Consider the following 24,207-nt stretch of genomic DNA (forward strand, 5'->3'; position numbering starts at 1 on the left):
ATTTAAGCCTAGTTTTTACATCTGTACCCATACTAAGAAAAAACATAAATCAACAGGTAAAAAAACAGCAAACTTAAGCTCAGACTCAGCATCATTTTTTTACTCAATGCAGTAACCATAACCGTAAATATTGCGCCATAAAAATATAAATTCTCACTTAAACCCCTCCACTCTCCCTGCTGAAAAAAAATGACTGGAGCACAAATTGCAAACATCAGACAAGGCACCGCATATTTCAGCATGCGTATCACTAAATTTGGAAATTTAAGGGCAGTTTTCGGCTCAAGAAAAAAATATCGGTTAAAAAAAGTGACTGCGGTTAAACCAAGCAGCAGTAACCAGCTCATGCTTTTTCTCCAGCCTTGTCACAGATTGCTGCTACAGCCATGCCGCATAGACCTGCCAGTAAAATGCCAGCATGCATATGCAGCTCAGTAAAAAGCACAGACATCAGCGCTGCAGAAATCCCGCCTGCAATAGCCGCCCTACTCTGCAGCTGCATTACCCCCATAACTAAAAAGACCGCCGCAATGGAAAAATCTAAATGAAATGCATGCAGATCAGGCACTTTCCTTGCTAAATAAATCCCAATCCAGCTAAACAGCTGCCAGCTCAAATAAAAGCTTAAGCCCGCTCCCAGCAAATATCGGTAAGGCCGCTGCTGCTGGAGCATTGCAGTTGCATACAGCTCATCTGTGAGTAAAAATCCAAGCAGCAGTCGCTGCAGCACAGGCAATGACGCAGCATCTTTGCGTAAATGCAGCGCATAAATATAGTGCTGGCTGGTAATAAAGAATACAGTTATTGCGATGGCTGCCGCAGAGACACCTGCATTCAGCATGCTTAAGCTGACCAGTTGCGCTGCGCCTGCAAAAACCAAGGCAGACATGCCGGCGGCTTGCATTAAGCTCAGTCCAGCCTGAATCGCAGTCGACCCTGCCAATATTCCCCATGGAATAACTGCAATGGATAATGGGAGCATGTCCAATGCGCCTCGTCTAAAACCCAGCGTCTTGGCTGTCCGAGCCTGCAGTGCACTTTTATTCATCGCATATCAAATTCAAATTCTATGGGCCACACAATGCGGTAAAGCTTGCTAGATGAATTGAATGAAATTGCGGTGTTGCTCTTTTATTTTTTAGCTTAATGATAGTTTTTGGGTATATTGCGCAGGCGTACAGCCCAGTGACTTTTTAAAGTGCCGGTTAAAATGACTCTGATCTGAAAATCCGCAGAGCTGTGCAGTCAAAGCAATGTCCTGTCCCTGCTTTAACAGTTTGAGTGATTTGCGCAAACGGCATTGCACTAGCCATGCATGCGGCGGCAAACCTGTATATTTTTTAAATTGACGCAATAAATGCCATTGGCTAAGTTCCGCCAATTGTGCTAAATCTGAAAGTTGATGCTCTTTTTCCGGCTCAGCGGCCAACACGTCCTTTATCAGCTGAATTTTATCCTGCACGTCCAGATGCGGCTTCAGCTGCTGGTGAGTTTTACCATGTTTGCTAAACAAATAAGCCAATGTCGATAGATATAGGCTTTGTTTAAATAGAGCATTATTCGGCTGCAGCAGCAAATCAAACAGTAAGTGCAGCTGAGCAGCCAGCCCTTCATCATGCACAACTGCTTGCGGAAACCACGGCGCAGTGCCGTGCGCATTAAAAAAATCCTGAGTAATTTCCTGCATCATTTCCGGTGTGGGATAAATTGCACGGTAACACCAGCCCGAGTCTACTGCTGATGAACCTGTATGCACTTCATCAGCATTGACTAAAATAATATCGCCCTTAGGCGCTATATGCTGACTGCCCATACGTAAAAAGGATTGCGCGCCCTCATCAATCAATCCGATACAGTAGCCTTCATGCGTATGCTTGGAAAATTGCGTATGCTGATAGGATGCTTTGAGCAGCTCTAAACCGCCCAGCTCCTTTAAATGCCAATAATCTGCACTTTCATTCACTTTATTTTCCTGCATGACCGCTCCTCTTTCATACAGTACTTAGCTTAGAGCAAGTTGAGCGTCTTTATAGAACAAAATTGCTCTTGGCTCAGAAAACGCTATGGTTATTGATAAGTTTTACCCTGATGTTTTAACCAGCCATCTTCATGACGCTGATTAGGATCGTGATGAGTCCAATGAATCACTCCGCCTTGCGCTGAATACTCATACTCACCAAAAAATGCCACTGTATCACCCTTTTGAAGCTGTTCAATTCGAGGTGATAGATCAATATTGTGTGCAACAAGCACTGTCTGGCCATTACGCAGACTTAAAATAAACTTTTGATGACGCGATCCTTCATTGTCATCACGCAGTACTGCTTTTACCTTTCCGCTGGCCTGAACTTGAACATTACTTTGCTGTTGTTTAAAAGCTTCCGCAATGCGCTGAGTATCATCTCGAGCTGTATCTAACTGCGGTGCATCTTCGGCAGATTTCGAATGGTTAGGATATGGATGATATGGATGCGCTTCAGATTTTTGCTGCTGCGTTTCAGCGCCTGTTGCAGCAGGCTCAATTTTGCTTTGCTGAAGGTCAATTCCAAAATAGGCAGCCACTAACAGCGCAATGACTGCGCCTATGCTGAAGTTTGTTTTATTTGCCATAATCTCAAGAGAAAAACAATTTGCGATAGTATAAGTAAAACATCAGTGAATAAAAATTTGAATTATTTTAGCTTAAGTTTAAAACTGCAAAATGATCTTTTTCTCTCCCTCATCTGAAAAATAAAATTTCAATAGAAAGCCCCCTAATTGTCTGATAAATAAATTAAATAACTTACAATAAGATGAGAAAAAATGACCTATACAAGAAATACATTAACTAAATTTTATTGGATCGTTCTACTCGCATTCCTGATCGTACTGCTGTTTGCTTTTTCCGATCCAATCGGACGATTAATCATTGCATTATTTTTCATTGCTTTAGCATTTCTAGCTATTCGGTCGATAACCAGTCAAATTACCGTAAAAGGCAGAAAAATAAGCTATAAAAATTTATTCACTGAAAATTCAATCAACATCACACCTGAATCTAAAATTTATATCAGAAGAAACATTCAATCATTATTTTTGGTGTTTCGTCATTACGATTATTCGATCAAAATAATGAATCCAAATGAGACATTAACATTAAACTCAAATGTGAATTCTGCAGATGAACTGTATGATGCTATAGCCCAACTTGAACAGCAAATTATTCTGCCTGTTTTGATTGAACGTTTTTCAAAACAGAATTCGCTGGTTATGGATCAAGATTTAAGCCTTAATACTCAGGGTATACGCTATAAAAACAAAGATTACCCTTACGACTCTCTCTCTAAAATTGAGTTTAAAGATGGATATTTTAGATTACTGGCTGAAGGGAAGCTCTAGCAAACAGCAGTCTTAGTACTACCTATTTCTTCAATTCCGAATTCGATAACATTTTCAACTTTACTTTACAGTCAAAGCAGCTAAATCTTTCATTTGCTCAATTCAGCGCTATTGAGCAAATGAACTTAATTTACAAATTAGAGCGGTTATAAATATAAGCAGCTGAACCCAAAATCATCATAAGACCGATTGTCATGAGAAACCAAAAGTTTTTAGTGTTCTGACCTTCAATCATACAAACTTCAGGCGAATTTAATAAATAGCGCACTTTAATAACAGGATTATCTCTTAACCTATCAATAACTGCTTTCGCAACATCGCCGTGACAAGTGTACATAGCTCCATCTTTTGCCTTAAATCTGGGTGAAATATTATAGCCAACAACTGCGCCGCGCTTTGTCCTTTCCGCGTATTGCGTCATTGGCTCACTCATCACATCTATTCCCCTTTTTTCAACTTTTGAATAGTCTCTAGAATCATTAAACGAAGTAATTGATAAAATTAACCCACCAAACAAAATAATAAGTGCAAATATTTTTTCTTTCATAATGTTCCCTGATATTTTTTTAAATTTTCACATAAACTTTTAAATCCATAATAAATTTTAATTATTGAAATATTTTCAGGATTGCATTTATGCCAAATTATTATATTTGATTTTTTTAATTTTAAAAATCGGCATAAAAAAAGCCCCAATCAAATGGGGCTTTTTTCAATTCATTTTAACCTAAAGGCTAAAATTATTGAGCAGCAGCAGCTTGAGCAGCAGCAACTTCGTCAGCGAAGCTCATTTCTGCTTTCTTCTCAATACCTTCGCCTACTTCAAAGCGAACGAATTGAGCAACTGTAGTACCAGTTGATTTAAGAATTTCAGCTACTTTCTTGTCGTTGTCAATTACGTACATTTGACGCTCAAGAACAACTTCGTTCAAGTATTTCTCTACTGAACCAGTAACCATTTTTTCAACGATGTTTGCTGGCTTGCCAGATTCGATCGCTTTCGCTTCAGCAATTTCTTTCTCTTTAGCGATAAGATCTGCAGAAACGTCTTCAGCTGTAATAGCAACTGGATTGAATGCAGCAACGTGCATTGCAATGCCTTTACCAGTGTCAGCGCTACCAGTGTAAGAAACAACAACACCAATTTTAAGACCGTGTTTGTAGACTGCGATGTTTTCGCCTTCAACGATTTTAGCGCGGCGTACTTGGATGTTTTCACCGATTTTTTGAACAAGAGCGATACGCGCTTCTTCAACTGTCACGCCGTCTTCAAGTTTAAGATCAGCAATTTGCGCAGCATCAGTAACGTTTGCAGCAAGAGCAGCAGCAGCAACTTTTGCAGAGAAACCAGCAAAGTTTTCGTCTTTAGCAACGAAGTCAGTTTGGCAGTTAACTTCTAAAAGAAGCGCTTTATTGCCTTCTTGAGCAATCGTGATCGCGCCGTCAGCAGCAATGTTGCCCGCTTTTTTAGCAGCTTTTGCTTGACCAGATTTACGAAGGTTGTCAATCGCTAATTCGATGTCACCGCCCGCTTCTGTCAATGCTTTTTTACATTCCATCATTGCAAGGCCAGTACGGTCGCGCAATTCTTTAACCATGCTTGCTGTAACTGCAGTCATGTTAGTCTCCTAAATTCGGTCGAAAATGAATTCTTTTTAGAACAGAAACGGCCCAGAGTATACTCATGGGCCGCCTGCATACATGACGCTTACATTGCCACCATCACATGTCGCAAAAATGACAAGCTTACGTCAAACGCATTAAGCCTCTGGAGCTTCTTTAACTTCTTCAGCTTTTGCTTGTGCATTTGCTTGTGATTGCGCATATTCTTTACCAGCAAGAATCGCGTTAGCCATAGCAGAAGCATAAAGAGTAACTGCACGGATCGCATCGTCGTTACCAGGAATAACGTAATCTACGTTGTCTGGGTTAGAGTTTGTATCAACGATACCGATAACAGGGATACCCAAGTTTTTAGCTTCTTTGATTGCAATTGCTTCGTGATCTACATCGATTACGAATAATGCGTCAGGTAAACCACCCATGTTTTTAACACCGCCAAGAGCGCGTTCAAGTTTTTCCATCTCACGAGTACGCTCTAAAGCTTCACGTTTAGTAAGCTTAGCGAAAGTACCGTCAGTAGATTGAGTTTGAAGGTCTTTTAAACGGTTGATAGATTGACGAAGAGTTTTCCAGTTCGTCAACATACCGCCTAACCAGCGGTGATCTACATATGGTTGACCAGCGCGTTGGGCTTGTTCACGGATGATTGCAGAAGCTGCACGTTTAGTACCAACGAACAAAACTTTGTTCTTTTTGCTAGCCAAGTTGTTAGCAAAGTTCAAAGCATCATTTAACGCAGGAACAGTATGTTCAAGGTTGATGATGTGAATTTTGTTACGCGCGCCAAAGATGTAGTCGCGCATTTTTGGGTTCCAAAAACGTGTTTGGTGACCAAAGTGTGCGCCTGCTGTTAGAAGGTCGCGCATGCTTACGTTGTAATCTGCCATTTTCTTTACCTTAAAGTTTGGGTTAGGCCTCCATATATCCGCATTCTCCACCCCCAAAAGGGCACCCAGAGAAATGTGTCGATATATGTGCGGATTTTATTGCCCCATCGCACAAAGCCCGTGAAAGATATTCACGAAAAAGCATTTGATAAAATGGGCGGCTATTTATACCATAGTCACATATAAATTTCCAAAAGTTTTTAGAGATCATGAACAGTACTTACGAAGCTCCCCGCCGTTTAATCAAAACACCAGACGAAATTGAAAAAATGCGTGTGGCTGGCCGGCTGGCAGCTGAAGTTTTGGATATGATCAAACCGCATATTGTTCCCGGTGTGACTACCCTCGAACTTGATACGATTTGTCATGACTATATTGTCAATAAACAAGAGGCGATTCCAGCATGTTTAGGTTACGGCGCAGCACCAGGCCGTCCTGCGTTTCAGCATGTGATATGCACATCAGTCAACCATGTGGTGTGCCACGGCATTCCATCTGATAATAAAGTCTTGAAAAAAGGCGACATCTTAAATATTGATGTAACAGTCATTAAGGACGGTTATCACGGCGACACCAATATGATGTATATCGTAGGCGGTGAAACATCTATTTTAGCCAACCGTCTGTGCAAAGTTGCGCAAGAAGCCATGTACCGCGGCATTGCGACTGTAAAACCGGGTTCTACTTTGGGTGATATCGGTAACGCGATTCAAACTTATGTGGAATCTGAACGTTTTGGCGTAGTTCGTGAATATTGCGGTCATGGTATTGGCACGGTATTCCATGACGAACCGCAAGTACTGCATTATGGCCAGCCAAATACCGGCATGATTTTTGAAGAAGGCATGACCTTCACGATTGAACCAATGGTCAATGGCGGCGACTGGAAAACTAAACTGCTTGGCGATAAATGGACTGTCGTGACTAAAGACCACAGCTTATCTGCCCAGTATGAACACACCATTTTAGTGACCAAAACCGGTGTAGAAATTTTAACTGCGCGCCCTGAAGAAGATTTATCACGCTTTCAAAACTAAGCGATGATCTAAGCAGACATAAAAAAGACCGCAATTTGCGGTCTTTTTTATGTCAAAACTGTAAGGATAAGCACGCTGTAAAAATAATGCGGCGTCTCACAATGCCGACCTATTTTTATGGCCATCGTCTAATTTATCTTGCAAGCTAAAAATCATGCTTAATTGAAGCCAAAATACTCATCAAAAGTACATACATATATAGAGCAAGAACAATCAGATCAATTTATTTTCCACTCAAATCCTAAGAGTTTTCAAATTTTTATTCACTTAAAACTTGTCTGCTTATTTTTTACAGACTTTTTTCAGATTGGTGCAATTCTCACTCCCCTTTATGCACCATTTTAGGATAATATAGTGTGCTTTTTAATTTTTAATCCCTATAAGAAGGAATACTGCCGTGGACGTACGTCTCTCTGATCGTGTAAATGCCATCAAACCGTCCCCAACTCTTGCTGTAACGAACAAAGCTGCTGAATTGAAAGCTGCGGGTAAAAACGTTATTGGTTTGGGCGCTGGCGAACCTGATTTCGACACACCACAACACATCAAAGACGCAGCAATTGCAGCGATTAATAACGGCTTTACAAAATATACAGCTGTTGACGGTACTCCAGGCCTTAAAAAAGCAATTATTGCGAAATTAAAACGCGATAATAACCTTGACTATGCTGCCAACCAAATCTTGGTTTCTTGCGGCGGCAAACAATCTTTCTTTAACTTGGCACTTGCTTTGTTAAACAAAGGTGATGAAGTCATTATCCCTGCTCCATTCTGGGTAAGCTATCCAGATATGGTGATCATTGCTGAAGGCGTTCCAGTAATTGTGAAATGCGGTGAAGAACAGCGTTTCAAAATTACACCTGCTCAATTAGAAGCGGCTATTACTGACAAAACTCGTTTAGTTGTTTTAAACAGCCCTTCAAACCCTACAGGTATGATCTACACAAAAGCTGAATTAGAAGCTTTGGCTGACGTACTTCGTAAATACCCAGAAGTTTATATCGCGTCTGACGACATGTATGAACCAATCCGCTGGGATGACGAATTCTACAACATCGCAACTGTTGCTCCAGATCTTTACGACCGCGTAATCGTTCTGAACGGTGTGTCTAAAGCATATGCAATGACTGGCTGGCGTATTGGCTATGCAGCGGGCCCTGCTAAATTGATTGGCGCAATGAAAAAAATCCAATCTCAATCTACTTCTAACCCAACTTCTATTTCACAAGTTGCTGCAGAAGCTGCATTGAATGGTCCTCAAGACGTTCTTGAGCCTATGATTGAAGCATTCAAACGCCGTCATGACTTAGTTGTAAACGGTCTGAATGCAATCAACGGTATTTCTTGCCTACCAGCTGACGGCGCGTTCTATGCTTACGCAAACATCCGTCCATTGATTCGTGCGAAAGGCTTAAAATCTTGCACAGAATTCTCTGAATGGTTATTGGAAGAAACTGGTGTAGCTGTTGTTCCTGGCGATGCATTCGGTTTAGGCGGTTTCATGCGTATTTCTTACGCAACTGCTGACGAAGTGCTTGTAGATGCGCTTGCTCGTATCAAAAAAGCTGCTGATTCAATCGAAGGCGTAGACGCTGCGATTGCTTCAATTGCTGCTGAAAAAAAATAATTTGATTTAAACATCAAATTTGAAAAACCCGCGAATTTCGCGGGTTTTTTTATGGTTTGAATTTCACGGCTTAAATTTTAAAGACTTAATAATTCGGTATCTAAATGTCGTGAAGCCCCCAATAGACTTCTGTTTTAGGCGTACAAAAAAATCCTTCGAAAAAATAAATTTCTAAAATTTGATCAATGATTTTTTTTGAAGAACATAAAAAAGTACAGTGACTGTCCCAATGTGTAGCAAATAGAAGCTGATGATCTTCAGTGTAATCACATACATCAAGCAGATCATTTGCGATCAAATAATCAATCTGCATTTTTTTCGGTTGATTTATCCCATGCTCATCAACTGTCAGCAAAAAGTCATAGCCGATTTCTTTCAATGCATATAAAAGCGGATTTTCTAAAAATGGTGAAATGTGCCCATCGTCACATGGGTTAATAATATTACTTTCTTCGTACAAACGAAGGATTTGTTTTTCCCAAGTTTTATTTTGAAATTGTGGCTTTATTCCGCCAATCATTGTTCTTAATGCAACATCAATTTGAGAGATATTCTCCAGCCCAGCTAAATTTAAAATTTCATGCCATGAAATTGGATAACCGCCTTTGATAAACCCATTTTTTTCAGGCCACTTTTCAACATTTTAACGTTCCAGTTCCAATGTAACTGCTTTATAAAATGGATGCAAAACGATATACACCGATTCAAAAACGCCCTGATAATATTCTAAAACTTTTCCATCATAAGGATAAGAGGCGTAAATTTCAGGAATCAATACATTATTTTCTTTCATGATTTATATCTTCTAATTTTAAATTTTTTGTATCACCCTTCTGAGCCGAAGCCCAAATCACCAAGCCAATCCCTGCTAAAATAATCACCGCTGACAGAATAATACGCCAGCTCAACGGCTCGCCTAAAAACAAGGCGCCGCCAATAATGGCCAAACACGGCACAGACAATTGCACACTGCTGGCCGTTACACGGTCTATCTGCTTCACAATGGCATACCAAAGCACATAAGCGCCACTGGATGCTAAACTGCCTGAGAGTATCGCCAGAATGATACCTTTGGGCTGTGTGAAACTTTGGCTGTACAACGTAATATAAACCAATAGCACAAAAGGAACAGCCAGCACAAAATTGGCAAGGCTGCTCACCAGAGGATTTTGCATATTTTTGCCCGCGATACTGTACATGGCCCAACCTATGCCTGAAAGCACCATCATTCCCGCATAGAGCAGATTAGGCGCAGAAGCACCTGGCAGCAGCAAAATTAAAATTCCTAAAATGGCAATCGCCAGCCCGATACCGCGGCGTACATTAATTGTCTCACCATGGCAAAGCCCATACCCCACCATACTCAACTGTACTGTACCAAACAGGAGCAATGCGCCCACCCCTGCATCAATATGCAAATAGGCCATAGAAAAAGCCACAATATACAGCGCTAAATAAAAGCCGTTTTTAATGTTCCACTCTATTTTAGTGCCGTGCGCAGATTGATCATGAAGTGCTGTTAAAGCATATAAAAGCAGTAAAACCGCCGCCCCGCTGCATACACGGATCAGACTAAAACTCATGGGATCAATCTGATGCTGAGCCAAAGCCAAACGGCACAAAATAGAATTGGCAGCAAAGGCTATCATCGCAATACAAATTTTCAGCAGCATATTTGAGCATCCTTATTCAACTGCATTGCTTAGATATAGCCAATTCCGTTTATGAAATCTATAGGGCTTTTCTACTTATGCTTATTCAATTCATAGATTAAAGATGATCTGGTAGATATGGTCGCATGGGCTGTACTACATCTTAAAATTCAACAGTCCTACCAACTCCATAAATATAAGCCAAAACAGCCAAAATATTTTTTTGATACATTTAACTTTTTAATATCTTTGTAAATAGTTTCATTTAAACTTTAAAATACGTTCAAATAATGCCGTTAGACTATTGAGGGCAACACATGCGCTATAAAATTATTGATGTATATCAAAAAGAAAATATTAAGCACTACATTGCCAAATGCCTGAAGCCCCGTTCGCCTCAATTTATTATTATTCAAAGCTCACAAACGCTCTGTTTGAACTTAGATATTATTGATGTAAACCCCAAAACATCAGTCACCACATGGGCAACAGGTGAAGAAATTGCCATGAAAATTCTGCAGCAATTTGACAGCTTTGATAAAACCTATCTCTCTTATAGCCACTAATAGCTCCATCTATCAGCGCACCGCACATATAAGTCTTACCAAATAGACTCATCATTCTATTTCTATGCGTTGACCTTCAGCCTATTTTTTGATTAATTGTTATTAAGTTCCAAAAAGGAACCTTGATCAAATTAAGGACGAGAACCAAATGAATCCAAAAGAAATGACTGGCTTGCAGCTTCTTCAAGCAATGTGCGCAGGTAGAATACCAGCTGCCAGCATCAGTGAAACGATACCTATGCATCCTTTTGAAGTGTCTGAAGGAAGCATCAGCTTTAAAGCCAAAGCAGATCAGCGCCATTTAAACCCATTGGGCGGCGTGCATGGCGGCTTTGCAGCGACAGTATTGGATTCGGTCACAGGCTGTGCAATTCACACCATGCTCGAAGCTGGCGTAGGCTATGGCACAATCGATCTGAATATTAAAATGTGCCGTCCAATCCCTCAAAATAAAGAACTCTTGGCAATTGGCACTGTGATTAATGTCAGTAAAAATCTGGGTATTTCTGAAGGTAAAATCATTGATGAAGATGGAAAACTTTATGCGCACGCCACTGCAACCTGCATGATTATTCGTCCTTAATCCTACATTTGAAACCCTCTGAGATAGAGTTAAAGTATTGGCCTCTATCTCAGAAAAGGCAGCTTATACCACCTGCTGATAATTTTTGTGCTGAATTTGAGGACGGTTCAAACTCTTCCAAACGCAATAAAATTGAAATAGTGCACTCACATTAAGAGTTGCTTTATCCGCCAAATCAGCAGACCATGCCTGTGCAGAGTTTTTACCCGTCAACAAGTTGCCTTCAATGGCGTATACATACTGGTTTAACTGCGGGTTTGCCTGAGTTTTTTCTCTTAGAATCGTATTAATTAGCGGCTCTTTTTCAGCATTTATAATCCACTTTTCAGCGAGCCACAATTGCAATAAATCGCCTAAGTACAGTGGCTGCTTTGCTGCTGGCCAAATTTTCACATAGGCATTTTCTACAGGCGTATAATATTGCGCAGGGTCATTCACAATAGACAGGTATTGATCTTGATAAGCTTGAAGGTTTGAAAATAGATGAGAAATAGTCAGCGTATTCATTCGCTTTCTCCTGTTTAGCCATTTTAGTGCTGGCAAGTTGGTTTTAAATCCACACCGTTTAAGCTTTCGCCTAAACTCTCTTTGTTAAATTTAGACTAGCAACTGAATTTTCCGATTGCAAGGCTTTAAGGCGATAATTTTTCAAACTAGATTCTTTTGTTTAAATAAAAAGCATATAGCTGAAAAATGATAGAAAGATAACAGTTTTTACTTGACCCTTAGTCAAATCTCCTTATAATCGCATGCAGATTCTCCAATAGCTCAGTCGGTAGAGCGACGGACTGTTAATCCGCAGGTCCCTGGTTCGAGCCCAGGTTGGAGAGCCAAATTCTAAAAAGCCCACGCATTATGACGTGGGCTTTTTTTTGCGTATGAAAAGCAGAGTAAATTATATAACTCTATTTTGATTTCGCTTTTTAGATTGCAAACGTCAAACCAATTTCATCCCACCTTCCTCTTTCATCCCCGTATACGTACCAACTCAAGTTAGCACCTACTCTCCACCCATTTTACGTTTCCAAAAATGAAGCGCATTTTCTCAATTAGCCCTGCCCTACATTCCCAATGTATCAACCAAGCTAATTGCATAAAAATTATCATTTTATTTTAAATCTGATTGTTTTTGCTTCAATTGAATGCTTTTTTTAAGTTTTTTCAATATTCTTGCTTGACCAATGAGCTAGAGCTGTCTAGAATCCGCTTCAGATTCTCCAATAGCTCAGTCGGTAGAGCGACGGACTGTTAATCCGCAGGTCCCTGGTTCGAGCCCAGGTTGGAGAGCCAAATTCTAAAAAGCCCACGCATTACGACGTGGGCTTTTTATTGATCTCACAAATCTTTCCGTGATTGCCGCTGTGTTCGATCTATCCCAAAGCATCTTTTTTATTATTGGCTGTTTAGCAAGTTTTGCTTTAGTGTGCCTGATCTTTCCACGGCTGTTCTGCCGCAGGCAAAAGTTTTTCCCTAAACGTGTGATTACGCCTTTTGAAAGTAAGATGTATGCACGGCTGATCAGCGCTTTTCCGCAGCATCATGTTTTAGCCCAAGTTGCATTTAGCGCTTTAATCACCAACCAAAATTATAAAATTCGCAATCAATTTAACCGCAAAGTAACAGATTTTGTGGTGCTGGATAAAGATTGCAATGTCGTTGTCATAATTGAACTGGATGATCCCAGCCATATTGGCAAAGAAAAAGAAGATGCCGAACGTGATGCCATGCTGAATGAAGCCGGCTACCGCGTTTTACGTTATACCAATATTCCAAGTGCGCATAATCTGCAAAAAGATGTGCTCTAGCCCTTCAATCATAAGCTTCTAGTTATAAAAAAATCCCAGAGCATCTAAACTCTGAGATGTTTTAAAATATGCCGCCCTACATTAGGCACGTAACTGCATAAAGCCGCTTACTTTACCCAGTCTTTAGGCAATAAAGGCTGTTAAGGCTTGTGCAGTGGTTTTAAGCGCTTGAACTTTGGCGCTATTCGGCTCAACCGATAAGTAGGTTTCACTGCCTAAGGCCGCTATACAAAATTCCACTTCGCCTAAACGGTTAAATACCGGTACAGATACGGCATTTACCCCTGCCAGCAAGTCACCAGAAACAGTCGCGGCTCCTATGGCTTCAATGCTGCTTTTCATATTTTGAAACTCTTCCCAGTTGGCTGGATTTACAGGCTGACCCAAAGCCTGACGCTGCTGCCACTCTTTATCTAGCATTGGCCGAACAATTGCTTCAGGCAGAAAGGCTGCAAATGTGCGCCCCGTTGCCGAATTCAGCATCGGCATAATTGATCCTACCCGCGTAATGACAGATACAGGCTGGTCTGGCTCAATCCACTGCACCACCAGCGGCCCTTGGGATGTCCATTTACTGATTTGCAAACCGCAATTAATTTCACGATGCAATGCATAAATCATTGGCTGAGCCGCTTGAATAATGTCTGTACGCTGAATGCAGCTCAAACCTAAACGCCAAGCTTGATCTCCCAGCGCATAGCGGCCGTCATCCAATTGCTTGGCATAGTCCATGCGCACCAAGCTCACCACATAGCGATGCACTTTTGCAGGATGCATCGACAATTTTTCAGAAAGCTCTTTCAGCATCATTGGCGTGCGGTGCGCAATCAGCGCATCCAAAACATTTAAGCCAACTTCTAAGGACTGAACCCCGCCTTGTACTTTTTCTTCAGACATCAGTCTTTAACTCTCTCTTTAATGATCAGCATTCTACGCGAAGCACAGCAAATGAAAAATAATAAACTCAAAAAGACATCTTAACGACCAATGCTTTAGCAACTTCATATTAGCCTGAATATATAAATTACGTATTTCATAATTAATTTATATATTGCGTAATTCATAAAAATGAGTATGATGAACTTAAGCACAAAAATCAAGGCAGCTATAAAAGCTCAACTTAAAATTTATATCTCACTGTTTTTTTTTAAAGATATAAATAAAACTTTTAAGCGCTAAGATTTATTTACACTCTTGCAAGCCCTATGGATTGCTTGTTAGGTCAAAAGGAATAAAGAATGACTCGCCCATTGAAATCTTTTATAGACGTCGCCCAAAACTCAGACTTCCCTATTCAAAATTTGCCTTATGGCATTTTCAGTGAAACCAAAGATGGTGTACGCCGTGCAGGCACAGCAATTGGTGAGTGGGTCTTAGATTTAGCAGCGCTCGAAGCAAAGGGCTATTTAAACATTCAAGATGGCGTGAGCTATTTTGCAGAAAGTACGCTGAATAAATTTATTGAGTCTGGCAAAGCCAATTGGTCAAAAATCCGCGCTGAGCTGCAAGATTTATTGTCTGCAGATAATGCAGAACTGCGTGACAACCAAGCATTGCGTGACCAAGTTTTCTTTAAGCAAGCAGATGTGACTTTGCATTTACCTGTGCATATTCCTGGCTATACAGATTTCTACTCTTCTAAAGAACATGCCACGAATGTTGGCTGCATGTTCCGCGACCCTAAAAATGCATTATTGCCGAACTGGTCAGAACTGCCTGTCGGTTATAACGGCCGTGCCAGCTCTGTAATTGTGAGCGGTACAGATATTGTCCGCCCATCAGGTCAGATCAAATTACCCAATGCTGAACGCCCGCAATTCTCCCCTTGCCGCAAGCTGGATTTTGAATTAGAAACTGGCTTTATTGTCGGCAAGCCGAATAATTTAGGCGAACCGATTGCTATTGAAAACGCATGGGATCACATCTTTGGCATGGTGCTGTTTAATGACTGGTCTGCACGTGATTTACAGCAATGGGAATATGTACCGCTAGGCCCGTTCAATGCAAAAACCTTTGCATCATCTGTTTCACCTTGGATTGTGACCCTAGAAGCGCTAGAACCGTTTAAAACAAGTTCTCCTGCACAAGAGCCGAAGCCTTTGGCTTATTTGCGTGAAGATCATGCAGCAAACAGTTATGACATTAACTTGTCTGTAGAAATCCAAGCAGAAAATGCTGAACAAGCAGATGTAATTTCTGAAACCAATTTCAAATATATGTACTGGTCTATGGCACAGCAGCTGACTCATCACACCATTGCAGGCTGTAATGTACAAGTCGGTGACTTGATGGGTTCAGGCACCATTTCTGGCGCTACACCAAACTCTTATGGCTCTTTGCTGGAAATCACATGGAATGCCACTAAGCCATTGACGCTTTCAAACGGCGAAGAACGCTCATTTATTCAAGATGGCGACACCTTAATCATGAAAGGCTTCTGTGCAAAAGAAGGCTTACGTATCGGTTTTGGTGAAGTGTCAGGCAAAGTGCTGCCAGCCGTGAATTTCAATTTTGCAGAATAACTATAAAGGATCATAGCCATGAAATTTTATAGTTATTTCCGCAGCTCAGCAGCGTACCGCGTGCGCATTGCGCTGAATTTAAAACAGCTAAATGCAGAAATTATGCCTGTACATTTACTGAACCATGGCGGTGAGCAGCATAGCGCGGCTTACCGTGCAGTGAACCCAAGTGAATTGGTTCCCGCCCTGATTGATGATAATTTTACCCTGACACAATCTCTCAGCATTTTGGAATATTTGGAAGAGAAATATCCTGCACACAGCATTCTGCCTCAAGATTTACAGCAGCGTGCACTTGCCCGCGCATTTGGTTTGAGCATTGCCTGTGATATTCACCCTTTAAATAACCTGCGTGTATTGCAGTATTTAACTGGTGAACTGGGCTTAACGGATGAACAGAAAAACGCATGGTACACCCATTGGGTTGTGGCAGGTTTTGAATCTTTAGAAGCACAGCTGAGCAACTCAAATGGCAAGTTCTGCTTTGGTGAATATGCAACAGTTGCTGACTGTTGCCTGATTCCTCAAGTGTATAACGCCCTGCGTTTTAGGATTGATCTTTCAGCCTATCCCCAAATTCAATCTATTTATACACATTGCAGTGCATTGGACGCATTTCAGCTGGCTGCACCAGAAGCACAGCCTGACGCTGCTTAAAATTTAACGTTAATAAGGATATTCAACATGGCAATTCAAATCGAGAAAATTCACCACGTCGCTTACCGCTGTAAAGACGCGAAAGAAACCGTGGAATGGTACAAAAAGAACCTGAACATGGACTTTATTTTGGCCTTTGCTGAAGATCATGTACCTTCAACCAAAGCTTTTGATCCGTATATGCATTTATTTTTAGATGCAGGCAACGGCAACGTTTTGGCTTTCTTTGAACTGCCGACACAGCCAGAAATGGGCCGTGATGAAAATACGCCAAAATGGGTGCAGCATATTGCCCTAAAAGTGAAAGACCGTAATGCCTTAATTGAAGCAAAAGCACATTTAGAAGAAAACGGCGTAGATGTATTAGGCATTACCAATCATGGGATCTTCCATTCTATTTACTTTTTCGACCCAAATGGTCACCGCTTGGAACTGGCTTATGACGATGAAAAAGCGCCTGAAAAAATTGCCATGATTACTGAAGAAATGAAGCATGACATGCTGGAACAATGGTCCCAAACCAAACGCGCGCCTGACCATACACACTTCCTGCATGCGTCTGAATTAGATAACAATTCAGCTTCTGCAAAAGTGGATGCTTAAGATCAAGGAAAATATGACATGAATAAACTGACTGCAAGTGCAGATCTAGCATTAGCGGATATTGCTGCAGACCATCAAACCATTGCTGTTGGCGGGTTTGGCCTATGCGGCATTCCAGAAGCATTAATTGAAGCTTTAAAAAATACCGGCGTCACAGATTTGACTTGTATCTCCAACAATGCTGGCGTAGATGATTTCGGATTGGGGAAATTATTGCAAACCAAACAAATCAAAAAAATGATCGCATCTTATGTCGGTGAAAACAAAGAGTTTGAGCGTCAATATTTAAATGGCGAATTGGAAGTGGAATTAACTCCGCAAGGTACACTGGCAGAAAAACTGCGTGCTGGCGGTGCAGGCATTCCAGCATTTTTTACACAGACTGGCGTTGGTACGCTCATTGCAGAAGGCAAAGAAGTCCGTGAATTTGACGGTAAAGAATACATTTTAGAACCTTCATTAACTGCAGATATTGCTTTAGTAAAAGCATATAAGGCAGATAAAGCTGGCAATTTAGTGTTCCGAAAAACTGCGCGAAACTTCAACCCAGAATGTGCGATGGCTGGAAAATTCACTGTAGCAGAGGTCGAAGAAATCGTAGAGATCGGCGAGCTGGATCCAGACGAGATTCATTTGCCGGGCATTTATGTAAACCGCATTGTGCTGAATGCAGCGCCAGAAAAACGGATTGAACAATTAACCCTGAAGGCGGAGGCTTAATCATGGCTTGGACACGCAATGAAATGGCGCAGCGCGCAGCCCTAGAACTCGAAGATGGATTCTATGTAAATCTCGGAATTGGCCTGCCGACATTGGTCGCAAATTATATTCCAGAGCATATCAAAGTTTGGTTGCAATCCGAAAATGGGCTGCTGGGTATTGATGAATTTCCAACAGCAGAAACAGTTGATGCTGACTTAATTAATGCTGGCAAACAAACTGTGACTGCACGTAAAGGCGCAGCGTTTTTCTCCAGCGCAGAATCTTTTGCCATGATCCGCGGCGGTCACGTCAATATTGCGATTTTAGGCGCGATGGAGGTTTCAGAAACGGGCGATCTTGCCAACTGGATGATTCCGGGCAAAAAAGTTAAAGGTATGGGCGGCGCGATGGATTTGGTGGCTGGCGTACAAAAAGTGGTAGTGCTCATGGAACACAATGCCAAAGATGGCAGTCCAAAAATTGTTCCGCAGTGCGCTCTCCCGCTGACTGGAAAAGGCGTGGTTACCCGCATCATTACTGATTTGGGCGTTATGGATATCACAGCAGAAGGCATTGCTTTGGTTGAATTAGCAAAAGATGTAACGCCAGAACAGATTACAGCCGCAACAGGCACCACACTTTTAACCAATGAAGTAAGCCCTGCCTAATGACTATGGTGCCTCTGCTCAATTGATTTTCATCACTAAAACATGAAGATAAAAAAGTACCGTCTAAACGGTACTTTTTTATTTAACTATTATATCTGTAAGCTTTTACTGAGTTTTCAGCGCATTCACAGGCTGCACCTTTTCCACCTGCGGCTCAGATGCCACAGCTGTTTCTGAAGCTGCATTAGCTTGCTCTGCTTTTAATTTTTCTGCGGCTTCACGCGCTTCAATACGTTTCAGCATGTCTGCCTTTTGCTGCGCATATTTTTCTTGGTTTTTAGCATCACTGTTCACCGCCAAAATTGCCATGCTCACCAGAAAAATCGGAATCAGCAAACCCAGCGCCATCAAAATAATCACTTTCTTTTTGCTGGATTTAACGTTTCTTGGCTCTGTCTGAGACATATCAATTTACCTGCTGAATGGCTGCACTTAAAATTTCAAAAGCGAATATAGCAAATCTGCATGCTTTTTTCGCCTTGAAGATTCAATTTCCTTTAAGCTCCATTCTTGAAAAAAGCCAGCATACGCTGGCTTTTAGATTTTTCAGGCGTTCAGCTGAATATCAGCCAACACTTGCTTTAAACATTGCAGATGATCAAATGCAGCATCTGGCTTTTCAGTCATACGCCATGCCACATAACCATCTGGACGCACCAGCACGGCGCCAGCTTCATGGATTTCAGACTTCGCGTTCCATGTTCCATATACATCGCGGAATTGGCGTGCGCCGATTTGCACCACATCCAAATATGGCACATCCAAATCTGCAGCAGCTGCTTTCCATCCTGTGCCGGATAAACCTGTCAGCAATGTAAAGCGGCCTTTACCCGTAATATCTAAAGTCGAATGCTTTTTGCCTTTGGCATCAATCAGCCATGTATGCGGCACTTTGGCACCTGAGCGTGTAGTTGCCTGCAAGTGAAGCTGTGGATCTTGCAGGAATACTTCTTCTTGTGTTTCAGCAATAATGGCATTGGATGCATAGCGCTGATTCAACTCAGTCCCTTGTGCATTAAACTCATAATGTTTAATTTCCAAAGCCTTAAATAATTGCTCACGAATTTTTGCCGCATCTTCAGTTTCTGCAAAAATCCGTTCCAGCATTTGCGCTTGGGTTGTTATCCCCTGATCAAAACCAAAGACTTCTTTTAAATGCTTATAGTCAAAACGCGATTGATTTGCGCGCGCCACAATTTGTTTACCTACAGGCGCGCGTTCTGCCGTATATGAATCCAGCAGGCTTGGCTGCGCCCAGCCTTTGACTGCATAAGCCAGCTTCCATGCCAAGTTAAATGCATCCTGCATGCAAGTATTCGAACCTAGGCCGCTTGAAGGCGGATGACGGTGTACAGCATCGCCTCCGCAGAACACTCGGCCAACCGAATAATTGGTTGCCCAAGTTTGGTTCACATACCAGTATGAGACTTTTTGAATTTCAACATCTTCAACTTCTGCGCCAACAAAAGCATTTAAACGTGCGCGCACTTGCTCTTCTGTGACTTGCGGCTCACCTTGGTCAATGTCAAAGCCCCAGCCCATAATCCATTCATTCCATGGACTGATGGCGCGCAGCAATCCCATGCCTATGTCGCCAAAGCCCGCTTCTGGGTTCACGATCCATTGCAAAATCGCTGGACGGTGCTGAACATACTGCGACAGATCTGACTTGAACGTGACATACACTGTTCCAGCGCGTGACATAACGCCCTCTAAAGGCAAATTCAGCTGCTCCACAATTTTAGAACGCGCGCCATCCATCCCCACTAAATATTTAGCGCGCAAGCTAAATTCTTGACCTGTAATATTATTGATAAAATGGGCCGTTACGCCATCTTCATCCTGAGTATGTGACATATACTCAGTATTAAAATGATAAATTGCACCGCGCTCACCAGCATTTTTCACCAGCAGTGCTTCCATTTTGGGCTGAATCAAATCCACCAACGGACATGGACTGCCTTGAACATAATCGCCATGACGTTCATCACCTGTGCCCCAAGCGCTCATGCGGGCAATTTCTTCACCGACCAAGCTGGTGGTAATTAAGCTCTCACCCATGGCTTCCCATGGTGTAGCAATGGCTTTGACCTGTTCTTCCACTCCCAGATCACGCAGCACTTCCATTGCGCGCTGATTGGTAATGTGCGCACGCGGGCTGTTGGCGAGCCAATTAAACTGCGTGAATAGCTGCACCTTAAGGCCATAGCCCGCCAAAGCCAAGCCCAATGTAGAACCCGCTGGCCCTGTGCCTACAATTAAAACATCCGTATCGTATTGCTTCGACATATTCAACTCCGCCACTCAACCATCATAAATCTGGGTGCATCGACCCATTGTTTGCAGTTCAGTGTAAAAAAGTTTAATCCAGCCCTACACACCCAGATGTTTAAACGATAGTTGTATAGGTTTTACATCTACTTTATTGCATACTTAATTTTAAGATTCGGCGACAAAACCCGTATTTTATTGATTTTTACTCTCTGTGACGGTTATACGCTATGGAATTGCGCCACCTCAAATATTTTGCTGCCGTTGCCGAATATGGCAGTTTTACCAAAGCCGCCGAACAGCTGTTTACCGCACAGCCTTCTCTGAGCCAGCAAATTAAAGATTTAGAAGCAGAAGTCGGCGTGCAGCTGATTGACCGTTCCAGCAAGCAAATTAAATTGACAGATGAAGGACAGGCTTTTCTAAAGCACGCCATCAATGCCATTGAAAGCGCTAATCTTGCATCGGCTGCCGCTCGTCAAGTTGCCCATCAAAAGAAAAATCAGATTCATATCGGCTTTTTAAATGTGGCTGAATTAAAAATCATGCCGCTGATTTTAGACAAACTGAAACGGCAAATTCCAAATATCAGCATTCATATTCAGAGCCTTACTTGCCTTGAACAAATTCATAAATTAAAAAAATCAGAGCTGGACATCAGCTTTACCCGCTATGCCGTCCAGCATGAAGACTATGAAAATATTCAGCTCATGACCGAAAAAATTTATCTGGTTGCCTCTAAAAAACTGCACAGCAGCAGCCATACTGTGAGTCGCAGCTATTTAAGCAAACAAAGTATCATTATGTGTGAGCAAAGCGCATCACCCGTATTCTATGAAAAGATTAATCAGATTCTTGCACTTGAGCATCTTCCCCGCACACAAATGCACTGGGTGACCAATGTGCTGCAGCATATCAATTTAATCAATATGGGCATGGGCTACAGTTTTGCGCCAGAGTATCTGCTGAAATTTTTAAGTGAAGATGTGCAGGTTGTCGCTGTAGACTTTGAAATTGCACCACTGCATTTATATGCCAGTTTTAGAAAAGGCTCGAGTCATCAAGCCCTGCAGCTGATTTGCAATGAACTTAGAATAACGGCTCAGCCCAATGAACATCAATAATAAAAAAGGAGCCTAAGCCCCTTTTTACTATATAAGCGATTAATTTGAAGCAGCTGCACCGGTACAATGCGGACTCTGACTGGCATCTTTCTGTGCACTGGTTAACACGATACCTGTACCTGCAGACATTTTATCCTGAATAAAATCTACGGCCTTTTCATTTCTGCAGATGATTGCTTGTGTATGGCTCGCGCCTGGCACAATGTCTAATGTATAGCCATCTGCATAATTTGCTTGCGGGAAATACTGCGCGGCTTTCGCCTTCATATTTGCAAACACGATTTGCGTCATTTGCGGTAACACGGCCTGATCATTGCCGCCTTGAATAATATAAACAGGGGCTTTAATCACTTTAGCAGCTGTTGCATTTGTCGCAGGCTGATTGTCACTTAAAAATTTCTGTACAACAGGATCTGAATCGATTTTATTTAAAACAATTCCATACTGCGAAACCATATGTGTTGGGTCTTTTATAAAATTAAGCACGCTGGCTTTGAATTGCGCTTGCAAACCATCGGCACTATACGGATCAGCATAACTTAAACAAGCCCCATCATCCCCTGTGCGGCCATAGGCTTTTTCTGCAATTAAACCTGCATCTGCGGTAAAGATCGATTTCAAATCATAACTCGGGTCATAAGCTTTAATACCCGAAGTGGTTAAAGCCGCATAAGCTAAAAGCTCTGCATAACCATCTGCAATTTGTGCAATCAACGCTTCGCTTTGCGCCACACTGATCTGTTGTTGTGATAGCGCATAACGCACCTGCATTAATTTATCATCCAACATATTGTATGTTGTAAATACACCAGATGTATTTTTTGCAGGATCAAGATAAACCTTAATAATCTCCCCTAAACTTGATGCCGGCGCTGCTGCAACTGCGCCCTTATAACTGCTATCTGCATTAGCAAATTCTGCTGTGCCTAAAGACGCATGTCCACCTTGTGATTGGCCAATCGACATCCATGCTCCATTTAACTGCGCCCCATAATGCTCTTTGGCTGATTTTACCGCTGCAAGTGCAGAATTGGCTGCACTCGATAAATTCAGATATGGATGTACACCAGGCGTCCCCAGTCCCTCATAGTCAGGCGCAACAATTACATAACCTGCAGCCAATAAACTATTTGCCAGTATTTTAAAACGCGGATGAATTGTATTTTTACTCGGCGCACAAGCATCTCCTGCACCGACTGTTCCATGCTCCCAGACCACTACGCGATAACCATCTTTAGGCTTAATTGCTGTAGGAAACATAACCAAGGCTGTCGCTGTTGCTGTCTTTCCTTTTACATTAGTCATGTTATAGGTCATGACTTTAATTGATGATGTGTTGTCTACAGTATCCAAACTATAGTTAGCTTCAGACACATACGTTGGATTTTGATTTGAAGAAGGTGTTGAGTCATTATTGTCATCATTACACGCTGTTAATGACAGCATTGAAACCGCAACTGTCAGCGCTAATGCTATTTTTGAATGGTTCATAAAATATCCTTTTTTAATCATTATTTTTTGAGCATGAAGCTACATGCCGTTTTATTAATGCATAAAAAAAAGCACCCGAATAGGATGCTTTAAATCAATTTAGATGGTTTCAGATCAATGACATTAAACCGAGAATGAAACAAAAATACCGACAAAAATTATGAGGCCCACCCAGCGGTTATGCAAAAAGGTTTTAAAACACCATTGCGGATCGCGGTCTTTGGTTTTAGTCCATTGATAGACAAAATCTGCAGCTACAGCCAGTAAAGCAATTAAACCAAATGGCATCAGCGCCTGCTTTAAATATAAAGCCGATCCAATGAGTACAATACTGATCGCCTGCAGTGCCGATATAATTTCAATATCGTATTTGCCAAATAAAATTGCAGTCGATTTCACGCCAATTTTTAAATCATATTCACGGTCGGTAATGGCATATTGCGTATCATAAGCTACCGTCCAAGCGAGGTTCCCAAAATATAACAGCCAGCAAGTAATATCTAGCGGATGCCCCACTGCTGTATAGGCCATTGGTATAGACCACGAAAATGCTGCACCTAAAAACACTTGCGGCAAATGCGTATAGCGTTTCATAAAGGGATAAATGAAAGCTAAAAACAGCGCGCCAAAAGAGCAGTAAAAGGTTTCAATCGGCAAAAAGAACAGCATGCAGGCACTGGCCGCCACCAAAAACAAAAAAACATAAATTGCTTCTTGGGCCGAAATAATCCCTGTAGCCAGCGGGCGCGTCTTGGTGCGTTCGACATGCGCATCTACTTTACGGTCAGCAAAATCATTAATCGCACAGCCTGCAGCACGCATGAAAATGGTGCCCAGAATCATCGGTATCAATATAGACAAGCTGGGTGTGCCTGAATTTGCCAGCCAAAGCGCCCACATGGTTGGCCAAAAAACCAATTCTGTACCAATCGGCTTATCAAACCGGCAAAGATAATAATATGCTTCTAAACGTTCACGCCAAGTAATTTGATGCGCAGCTGTCATGACTGT

Annotated in this window: 27 protein-coding genes, 2 tRNA genes and 1 pseudogene; 14 read left to right on the forward strand and 16 right to left on the reverse strand. The window is 41.8% G+C overall.

What is annotated here, in order from left to right:
- Positions 1-32 precede the first annotated feature (32 nt).
- The 4 genes from B9T34_RS00890 to B9T34_RS00905 form a co-directional block, all read right to left on the reverse strand.
- Positions 33-347, reverse strand: coding sequence for an AzlD domain-containing protein (locus B9T34_RS00890; protein WP_086211287.1), 315 nt, complete (start codon positions 345-347; stop codon positions 33-35).
- The gene (locus tag B9T34_RS00895; RefSeq protein WP_086211288.1) at positions 344-1,048 is read right to left on the reverse strand and encodes an AzlC family ABC transporter permease; all 705 of its coding nucleotides are present in this window, start codon (positions 1,046-1,048) and stop codon (positions 344-346) included. The genes B9T34_RS00890 and B9T34_RS00895 overlap by 4 nt, the downstream gene beginning before the upstream one ends.
- 90 nt (positions 1,049-1,138) lie before the next feature.
- Positions 1,139-1,978, reverse strand: a complete 840-nt coding sequence (locus tag B9T34_RS00900) for an AraC family transcriptional regulator (protein WP_086211289.1) — start codon at positions 1,976-1,978, stop codon at positions 1,139-1,141.
- A gap of 89 nt (positions 1,979-2,067) precedes the next feature.
- The gene (locus B9T34_RS00905) at positions 2,068-2,610 is read right to left on the reverse strand and encodes a DUF3465 domain-containing protein (protein ID WP_086211290.1); all 543 of its coding nucleotides are present in this window, start codon (positions 2,608-2,610) and stop codon (positions 2,068-2,070) included.
- Positions 2,611-2,802: 192 nt separating this feature from the next.
- On the opposite strand from B9T34_RS00905, the gene B9T34_RS00910 reads away from it, so the two are divergent.
- The gene (locus B9T34_RS00910) at positions 2,803-3,378 is read left to right on the forward strand and encodes a DUF6585 family protein (protein ID WP_086211291.1); all 576 of its coding nucleotides are present in this window, start codon (positions 2,803-2,805) and stop codon (positions 3,376-3,378) included.
- A 130-nt stretch (positions 3,379-3,508) separates the two neighbouring features.
- On the opposite strand, the gene B9T34_RS00915 is transcribed toward B9T34_RS00910, so the two are convergent.
- The 3 genes from B9T34_RS00915 to rpsB all read right to left on the reverse strand — a co-directional run bounded on the left by B9T34_RS00915 (position 3,509) and on the right by rpsB (position 5,888).
- A complete protein-coding gene (locus tag B9T34_RS00915) occupies positions 3,509-3,925 on the reverse strand; it encodes a hypothetical protein (RefSeq protein WP_086211292.1) in 417 nt (138 codons plus the stop codon).
- A gap of 193 nt (positions 3,926-4,118) precedes the next feature.
- Entirely contained in the window at positions 4,119-4,997 is an 879-nt protein-coding gene (gene tsf, locus B9T34_RS00920; RefSeq protein WP_086211293.1) for a translation elongation factor Ts, read from the reverse strand.
- Between the two features lie 141 nt (positions 4,998-5,138).
- On the reverse strand, positions 5,139-5,888 hold the full coding sequence (gene rpsB / locus B9T34_RS00925; RefSeq protein WP_086211294.1) for a 30S ribosomal protein S2: 750 nt from the start codon (positions 5,886-5,888) through the stop codon (positions 5,139-5,141).
- 209 nt (positions 5,889-6,097) lie between these two features.
- Between rpsB and map the strand changes: the two genes are divergently transcribed.
- Both map and B9T34_RS00935 read left to right on the forward strand, forming a co-directional pair.
- A complete protein-coding gene (gene map / locus B9T34_RS00930; RefSeq protein WP_086211295.1) occupies positions 6,098-6,925 on the forward strand; it encodes a type I methionyl aminopeptidase in 828 nt (275 codons plus the stop codon).
- 397 nt (positions 6,926-7,322) lie between these two features.
- On the forward strand, positions 7,323-8,552 hold the full coding sequence (locus tag B9T34_RS00935; RefSeq protein ID WP_086211296.1) for a pyridoxal phosphate-dependent aminotransferase: 1,230 nt from the start codon (positions 7,323-7,325) through the stop codon (positions 8,550-8,552).
- Positions 8,553-8,652: 100 nt separating this feature from the next.
- Here B9T34_RS00935 and B9T34_RS00940 read toward each other — a convergent pair.
- The 3 genes and pseudogenes from B9T34_RS00940 to B9T34_RS00945 form a co-directional block, all read right to left on the reverse strand.
- Positions 8,653-9,171 (reverse strand): annotated as a pseudogene (locus B9T34_RS00940) (DUF2711 family protein); the annotation flags it as partial.
- A 24-nt stretch (positions 9,172-9,195) separates the two neighbouring features.
- Complete coding sequence (locus B9T34_RS18970; RefSeq protein WP_228147383.1) at positions 9,196-9,345, reverse strand: hypothetical protein; 150 nt, start codon at positions 9,343-9,345, stop codon at positions 9,196-9,198.
- Positions 9,332-10,225 (reverse strand): DMT family transporter, encoded by an 894-nt coding sequence (locus tag B9T34_RS00945; RefSeq protein ID WP_086211297.1) that lies wholly within the window; start codon positions 10,223-10,225, stop codon positions 9,332-9,334. The genes B9T34_RS18970 and B9T34_RS00945 overlap by 14 nt, the downstream gene beginning before the upstream one ends.
- 296 nt (positions 10,226-10,521) lie before the next feature.
- On the opposite strand from B9T34_RS00945, the gene B9T34_RS00950 reads away from it, so the two are divergent.
- Both B9T34_RS00950 and B9T34_RS00955 read left to right on the forward strand, forming a co-directional pair.
- Complete coding sequence (locus tag B9T34_RS00950) at positions 10,522-10,770, forward strand: hypothetical protein (RefSeq protein WP_086211298.1); 249 nt, start codon at positions 10,522-10,524, stop codon at positions 10,768-10,770.
- Between the two features lie 148 nt (positions 10,771-10,918).
- Complete coding sequence (locus tag B9T34_RS00955) at positions 10,919-11,353, forward strand: PaaI family thioesterase (protein ID WP_086211299.1); 435 nt, start codon at positions 10,919-10,921, stop codon at positions 11,351-11,353.
- Between the two features lie 63 nt (positions 11,354-11,416).
- On the opposite strand, the gene B9T34_RS00960 is transcribed toward B9T34_RS00955, so the two are convergent.
- Positions 11,417-11,860: a hypothetical protein gene (locus tag B9T34_RS00960; RefSeq protein ID WP_086211300.1), complete on the reverse strand. Its 444-nt coding sequence runs from the start codon at positions 11,858-11,860 to the stop codon at positions 11,417-11,419.
- A 250-nt stretch (positions 11,861-12,110) separates the two neighbouring features.
- Here B9T34_RS00960 and B9T34_RS00965 point away from each other — a divergent pair.
- From B9T34_RS00965 to B9T34_RS00975, 3 genes are all read left to right on the forward strand, one after another.
- Positions 12,111-12,186: transfer RNA gene (locus tag B9T34_RS00965), tRNA-Asn, on the forward strand.
- A 381-nt stretch (positions 12,187-12,567) separates the two neighbouring features.
- Positions 12,568-12,643, forward strand: a tRNA-Asn gene (locus B9T34_RS00970).
- A gap of 71 nt (positions 12,644-12,714) precedes the next feature.
- On the forward strand, positions 12,715-13,158 hold the full coding sequence (locus tag B9T34_RS00975) for a DUF2726 domain-containing protein (RefSeq protein ID WP_086211636.1): 444 nt from the start codon (positions 12,715-12,717) through the stop codon (positions 13,156-13,158).
- Between the two features lie 123 nt (positions 13,159-13,281).
- Here B9T34_RS00975 and B9T34_RS00980 read toward each other — a convergent pair whose 3' ends face one another.
- Positions 13,282-14,055 carry an IclR family transcriptional regulator gene (locus B9T34_RS00980; RefSeq protein WP_086211301.1) on the reverse strand — a complete coding sequence of 258 codons (774 nt, stop codon included), beginning with the start codon at positions 14,053-14,055 and terminating at the stop codon, positions 13,282-13,284.
- Positions 14,056-14,396: 341 nt separating this feature from the next.
- Here B9T34_RS00980 and fahA point away from each other — a divergent pair, with 341 nt between their 5' ends.
- From fahA to B9T34_RS01005, 5 genes are read left to right on the forward strand one after another with little or no spacing between them, the layout of a single operon-like run.
- Complete coding sequence (gene fahA / locus B9T34_RS00985; RefSeq protein ID WP_086211302.1) at positions 14,397-15,680, forward strand: fumarylacetoacetase; 1,284 nt, start codon at positions 14,397-14,399, stop codon at positions 15,678-15,680.
- 18 nt (positions 15,681-15,698) lie between these two features.
- Entirely contained in the window at positions 15,699-16,337 is a 639-nt protein-coding gene (gene maiA, locus B9T34_RS00990; RefSeq protein ID WP_086211303.1) for a maleylacetoacetate isomerase, read from the forward strand.
- Positions 16,338-16,364: 27 nt separating this feature from the next.
- Positions 16,365-16,940, forward strand: coding sequence for a VOC family protein (locus tag B9T34_RS00995; RefSeq protein WP_086211304.1), 576 nt, complete (start codon positions 16,365-16,367; stop codon positions 16,938-16,940).
- Between the two features lie 18 nt (positions 16,941-16,958).
- A complete protein-coding gene (locus B9T34_RS01000) occupies positions 16,959-17,660 on the forward strand; it encodes a CoA transferase subunit A (RefSeq protein ID WP_086211305.1) in 702 nt (233 codons plus the stop codon).
- A 2-nt stretch (positions 17,661-17,662) separates the two neighbouring features.
- Entirely contained in the window at positions 17,663-18,310 is a 648-nt protein-coding gene (locus tag B9T34_RS01005) for a 3-oxoacid CoA-transferase subunit B (protein ID WP_086211306.1), read from the forward strand.
- Between the two features lie 105 nt (positions 18,311-18,415).
- On the opposite strand, the gene B9T34_RS18790 is transcribed toward B9T34_RS01005, so the two are convergent.
- Together B9T34_RS18790 and B9T34_RS01015 are read right to left on the reverse strand one after the other, a co-directional pair.
- Entirely contained in the window at positions 18,416-18,715 is a 300-nt protein-coding gene (locus B9T34_RS18790; protein ID WP_086211307.1) for a hypothetical protein, read from the reverse strand.
- A gap of 141 nt (positions 18,716-18,856) precedes the next feature.
- Positions 18,857-20,599 (reverse strand): FAD-dependent monooxygenase, encoded by a 1,743-nt coding sequence (locus tag B9T34_RS01015; protein WP_086211308.1) that lies wholly within the window; start codon positions 20,597-20,599, stop codon positions 18,857-18,859.
- Between the two features lie 212 nt (positions 20,600-20,811).
- Between B9T34_RS01015 and B9T34_RS01020 the strand changes: the two genes are divergently transcribed.
- On the forward strand, positions 20,812-21,705 hold the full coding sequence (locus B9T34_RS01020; RefSeq protein ID WP_086211309.1) for a LysR family transcriptional regulator: 894 nt from the start codon (positions 20,812-20,814) through the stop codon (positions 21,703-21,705).
- 39 nt (positions 21,706-21,744) lie between these two features.
- Here B9T34_RS01020 and B9T34_RS01025 read toward each other — a convergent pair whose 3' ends face one another.
- Together B9T34_RS01025 and ubiA are read right to left on the reverse strand one after the other, a co-directional pair.
- The gene (locus B9T34_RS01025) at positions 21,745-23,196 is read right to left on the reverse strand and encodes a lipase family protein (protein WP_086211310.1); all 1,452 of its coding nucleotides are present in this window, start codon (positions 23,194-23,196) and stop codon (positions 21,745-21,747) included.
- Positions 23,197-23,319: 123 nt separating this feature from the next.
- Positions 23,320-24,201, reverse strand: a complete 882-nt coding sequence (gene ubiA, locus B9T34_RS01030) for a 4-hydroxybenzoate octaprenyltransferase (protein WP_086211311.1) — start codon at positions 24,199-24,201, stop codon at positions 23,320-23,322.
- Positions 24,202-24,207: the final 6 nt, after the last annotated feature.

Source organism: Acinetobacter sp. ANC 3813, from assembly GCF_002135435.1.
Lineage (GTDB): Bacteria > Pseudomonadota > Gammaproteobacteria > Pseudomonadales > Moraxellaceae > Acinetobacter.

What these genes read in the sequence shown, in the direction of transcription:
- ubiA (WP_086211311.1), bottom strand. Translation starts at nt 24,201, where the DNA reads ATGACAGCTGCGCATCAAATTACTTGGCGTGAACGTTTAGAAGCATAT.
- B9T34_RS00890 (WP_086211287.1), bottom strand. Translation starts at nt 347, where the DNA reads ATGAGCTGGTTACTGCTGCTTGGTTTAACCGCAGTCACTTTTTTTAAC.
- fahA (WP_086211302.1), top strand. Translation starts at nt 14,397, where the DNA reads ATGACTCGCCCATTGAAATCTTTTATAGACGTCGCCCAAAACTCAGAC.
- B9T34_RS18970 (WP_228147383.1), bottom strand. Translation starts at nt 9,345, where the DNA reads ATGAAAGAAAATAATGTATTGATTCCTGAAATTTACGCCTCTTATCCT.
- B9T34_RS00910 (WP_086211291.1), top strand. Translation starts at nt 2,803, where the DNA reads ATGACCTATACAAGAAATACATTAACTAAATTTTATTGGATCGTTCTA.
- B9T34_RS00980 (WP_086211301.1), bottom strand. Translation starts at nt 14,055, where the DNA reads ATGTCTGAAGAAAAAGTACAAGGCGGGGTTCAGTCCTTAGAAGTTGGC.
- B9T34_RS01020 (WP_086211309.1), top strand. Translation starts at nt 20,812, where the DNA reads ATGGAATTGCGCCACCTCAAATATTTTGCTGCCGTTGCCGAATATGGC.
- B9T34_RS01005 (WP_086211306.1), top strand. Translation starts at nt 17,663, where the DNA reads ATGGCTTGGACACGCAATGAAATGGCGCAGCGCGCAGCCCTAGAACTC.
- rpsB (WP_086211294.1), bottom strand. Translation starts at nt 5,888, where the DNA reads ATGGCAGATTACAACGTAAGCATGCGCGACCTTCTAACAGCAGGCGCA.
- B9T34_RS18790 (WP_086211307.1), bottom strand. Translation starts at nt 18,715, where the DNA reads ATGTCTCAGACAGAGCCAAGAAACGTTAAATCCAGCAAAAAGAAAGTG.
- tsf (WP_086211293.1), bottom strand. Translation starts at nt 4,997, where the DNA reads ATGACTGCAGTTACAGCAAGCATGGTTAAAGAATTGCGCGACCGTACT.
- B9T34_RS00995 (WP_086211304.1), top strand. Translation starts at nt 16,365, where the DNA reads ATGGCAATTCAAATCGAGAAAATTCACCACGTCGCTTACCGCTGTAAA.
- B9T34_RS00950 (WP_086211298.1), top strand. Translation starts at nt 10,522, where the DNA reads ATGCGCTATAAAATTATTGATGTATATCAAAAAGAAAATATTAAGCAC.
- B9T34_RS00955 (WP_086211299.1), top strand. Translation starts at nt 10,919, where the DNA reads ATGAATCCAAAAGAAATGACTGGCTTGCAGCTTCTTCAAGCAATGTGC.
- maiA (WP_086211303.1), top strand. Translation starts at nt 15,699, where the DNA reads ATGAAATTTTATAGTTATTTCCGCAGCTCAGCAGCGTACCGCGTGCGC.
- B9T34_RS00945 (WP_086211297.1), bottom strand. Translation starts at nt 10,225, where the DNA reads ATGCTGCTGAAAATTTGTATTGCGATGATAGCCTTTGCTGCCAATTCT.
- B9T34_RS01000 (WP_086211305.1), top strand. Translation starts at nt 16,959, where the DNA reads ATGAATAAACTGACTGCAAGTGCAGATCTAGCATTAGCGGATATTGCT.
- map (WP_086211295.1), top strand. Translation starts at nt 6,098, where the DNA reads ATGAACAGTACTTACGAAGCTCCCCGCCGTTTAATCAAAACACCAGAC.
- B9T34_RS00905 (WP_086211290.1), bottom strand. Translation starts at nt 2,610, where the DNA reads ATGGCAAATAAAACAAACTTCAGCATAGGCGCAGTCATTGCGCTGTTA.
- B9T34_RS00960 (WP_086211300.1), bottom strand. Translation starts at nt 11,860, where the DNA reads ATGAATACGCTGACTATTTCTCATCTATTTTCAAACCTTCAAGCTTAT.
- B9T34_RS01025 (WP_086211310.1), bottom strand. Translation starts at nt 23,196, where the DNA reads ATGAACCATTCAAAAATAGCATTAGCGCTGACAGTTGCGGTTTCAATG.
- B9T34_RS01015 (WP_086211308.1), bottom strand. Translation starts at nt 20,599, where the DNA reads ATGTCGAAGCAATACGATACGGATGTTTTAATTGTAGGCACAGGGCCA.
- B9T34_RS00900 (WP_086211289.1), bottom strand. Translation starts at nt 1,978, where the DNA reads ATGCAGGAAAATAAAGTGAATGAAAGTGCAGATTATTGGCATTTAAAG.
- B9T34_RS00895 (WP_086211288.1), bottom strand. Translation starts at nt 1,048, where the DNA reads ATGAATAAAAGTGCACTGCAGGCTCGGACAGCCAAGACGCTGGGTTTT.
- B9T34_RS00915 (WP_086211292.1), bottom strand. Translation starts at nt 3,925, where the DNA reads ATGAAAGAAAAAATATTTGCACTTATTATTTTGTTTGGTGGGTTAATT.